2 protein-coding genes are annotated in these 2,793 nt (G+C 67.1%); both read left to right on the top strand.

Going from position 1 to position 2,793, the window contains the following annotated elements:
• A partial coding sequence (locus ACNPM4_RS15615; RefSeq protein WP_448986287.1) for a hypothetical protein occupies positions 1 to 262 on the top strand: 262 nt, incomplete at its 5' end.
• A 55-nt stretch (positions 263 to 317) separates the two neighbouring features.
• Positions 318 to 2,793, top strand: a 2,476-nt coding sequence (gene alaS, locus ACNPM4_RS15610) for an alanine--tRNA ligase (protein ID WP_448986286.1), incomplete at its 3' end; no start/stop codon positions are given.

Below are 2,793 nucleotides of genomic sequence, written 5' to 3'. Positions count from 1 at the left end.
CCCCACGCCTCTTGTCGTTTCGGCATACGATGGTGACACCGCGCCTTCGCGGATCAAGGGCAAGGATGACGACATGAAGAACGTGCAATGGTTCCTGGTCGGTGTGATCGGCGGCTTCGTCGCGGCTCACTTCATGAACAAGGACCCGCGCGGTCACGACATCCTCGCTGAGGTCGACGCCAGGATCAACGGATTCACCGCTCTCATCGGCGACGCCTACCGCGAGCAGGAGGCACGGCTCACGGAGCCGGGCGACAACTGAACCACCGCAGCAGCGCCACGGCGCGGCATCTTCACGCAAGGACACCCGGCACTCTATGAAAACTGCGGAGATCGCGCAGCGTTACCTCGACTTCTTCGAGAAGAACGACCACCTCATCGTCCCTTCGGCCTCACTCGTCAGCGACGATCCGTCGCTGCTGTTCACGGTGGCCGGGATGGTGCCGATGATCCCGTACCTCACGGGCGTCGTCCCCGCCCCGCATCCGCGCATCGCCGATGTGCAGAAGTGCATCCGCACGAACGACATCGAAGAGGTCGGTCGCACCGCGCGTCACGGCACGTTCTTCCAGATGCTCGGCAACTGGTCGTTCGGCGACTACTTCAAAGAAGGCGCGATCCGCTACGCCTGGGAGCTGCTGACGAGCTCCGAGTCCGACGGCGGTCTCGGCTTCGATGAGAAGGACCTCTGGGTCACCGTCTACGAGACCGACGACGAGGCCGAGGCCATCTGGCGCGACATCATCGGGCTGAAGCCCGAGCGTATCCAGCGTCTCGGACGCGCGGACAACTACTGGAACACCGGACAGCCCGGCCCCGGTGGCCCCGACTCGGAGATCTTCTTCGATCGCGGTCCGGCCTACGGCAAGGACGGCGGCCCGGCCGTCGACGACACGAGGTTCCTGGAGATCTGGAACCTCGTGTTCATGCAGGACCTCCTCGAGAACATCCGCAGCAAGACGGAGTTCGACATCATCGGCGAACTGCCGATGAAGAACATCGACACGGGCATGGGCCTCGAGCGCGTCGCGTTCCTCAAGCAGGGCGTCGAGAACATGTACGAGTCCGACCAGGTGCGTCCGGTGCTGGACCGCGCCGTCGAGCTCTCCGGGCGCCCCTACGGCGTGCAGCACGAGGACGACGTACGCTTCCGCGTCGTCGCCGACCATGTGCGCTCCTCTCTCATGCTCCTCTCCGACGGGGTTCGTCCCTCCAACGAGGGACGCGGGTACATCCTCCGCCGCCTCATGCGCCGCACCGTTCGCTCCATGCGTCTGCTCGGCGTCGACGAGCCGGTGTTCCCCGAGCTGTTCGCCGCATCGCGCGACGTGATGAAGACCACATACCCGGAGCTCGAGAAGGACTGGTCTGTGCTCTCGGCGTCGGCCTTCGCGGAGGAGGAGACCTTCCGTCGCACGCTCGTCGCCGGTTCGACGATCCTCGACCTCGCTCTGGACGAGACCAAGAAGGGCGGCGGCAAGACCCTCAGTGGTCCCGAGGCCTTCCTGCTGCACGACACCTACGGCTTCCCGATCGATCTCACCCTCGAGGTTGCCGAAGAGGCCGGGCTCGAGGTCGACCGCACCGCGTTCGACACGCTCATGCAGGAGCAGCGCCAGCGCGCCAAGGACGACGCCCGCAATCGCAAGCGTCAGCTCGCCGACGTCTCGGTGTACCGCGACCTGCGCGCCCTGGGCGAGACCGGCTTCGACGGATACACGGCGCTCGAGGTCGAGTCCCGTGTCATCGGGCTGCTCGTCGACGGGGTCCCGGTGCGCAGCGCCGCCGAGGGGCAGATCGCCGAGGTCGTACTCAGCGAGACCACGCTGTATGCGGAGTCGGGCGGTCAGGTCGCCGACAAGGGCACGATCGTCGGACCGGGCTACGAGCTCGAGGTACTCGATGTGCAGAAGCCCGTTCCCGGTCTCATCAGCCACACCGTCGAGGTCGCCCGCGGAAGCGTCGCGGTCGACGACGTCGCGACGACCGTCGTGGACGCCGCCAACCGTCGCGCGGCACGCCAGGCGCACTCCGCGACGCACCTCGTGCATGCCGCTCTCCGGGACACGCTCGGACCGACCGCCACGCAGGCGGGGTCGTTGAACCGCGCGGGTTACATGCGATTCGACTTCTCGTGGTCGCAGGCGCTCTCCGCGGACACGCGCAGCGAGATCGAGGAGATCACCAACCGCGCCGTGCAGGACGCCCTCGAGGTGACCACACGCATCGTCTCCCTCGACGAGGCGAAGGAAGCCGGCGCCATGGCGCTGTTCGGCGAGAAGTACGGCGACGTCGTGCGCATGGTCGACATCGGCGGCCCCTGGTCGCGTGAGCTGTGCGCCGGTACACACGTGGGCACGAGTGCCGAGATCGGTCTGGTCAGCCTCGTCGGAGAGTCGTCCGTCGGCGCATCCAACCGCCGTATCGAGGCCCTCGTCGGCGCCGATGCCTTCCGCGAGCTCGCAGCCGAGCGGGCGATCGTCTCGCAGCTCACCAGCTCGCTGAAGACGCCCCGTGAGCAGTTGCCCGAGCGGATCGCCGATCTCACGGCGAGCCTGAAGGCCGCGGAGAAGCGCATCGCGCAGTTCGAGTCCAAAGAGCGCGCGGGGCAGATCCCGGCGATCGTGGAGGCCGCGAAGCGCGTCGGTGCCTTCCGACTGGCAGCACTCAATCTCGGCGATGTGGCATCTGCCGATGATGTGCGCGACCTCGTCAACGGCGTGCGCGATCGGCTCGGCTCTGATGCGGCGGTCGTCGCCCTGGGGGCGGTCGTCAACGGCCGCCCGGTCGTGG

It is taken from the genome of Microbacterium umsixpiens (assembly GCF_053543675.1).
Note: the sequence above shows the minus strand (reverse complement) of the source record. Positions and strands in the feature narration are given on the sequence as shown.